Here is a 278-nt window from a genome sequence, read left to right as displayed (position 1 = left end):
CTGGCAACCAGTCCGGCGGCTCGATCACGACGACTGTGGCGCCGACCGCTACGCAGAAACTGTCGATCCTGCGCAATGTGCCGTTCACGCAGCTGACGCACTACGTCCCCAATGATCCGTTCCCGGCGGCCTCGCACGAGCAGGCGTTGGACAAATTGACGATGGAGACGCAGCAGCTCAACGAGGGGCTGTCGCGTTCCATCACGCTGCCGCCGAACGCCACGGGCTTGAGCACCAACCTGCCGCTGCCTGCAGCAAACAACCTGATCGGCTGGAAC

General features: G+C 63.7%; 1 protein-coding gene. It reads left to right on the top strand.

Going from position 1 to position 278, the window contains the following annotated elements; all coding sequences use genetic code 11:
* A partial coding sequence (locus LB450_RS13645; RefSeq protein WP_224489805.1) for a hypothetical protein occupies positions 1–278 on the top strand: 278 nt, incomplete at both ends.

This window comes from Psychroflexus curvus (genome assembly GCF_020164585.1).
GTDB classification, from domain to species: Bacteria; Bacteroidota; Bacteroidia; order Flavobacteriales; family Flavobacteriaceae; genus Psychroflexus; species Psychroflexus curvus.
The sequence above is the reverse complement of the archived record's forward strand: the minus strand, read 5'-3'. Positions and strand labels throughout refer to the sequence as shown.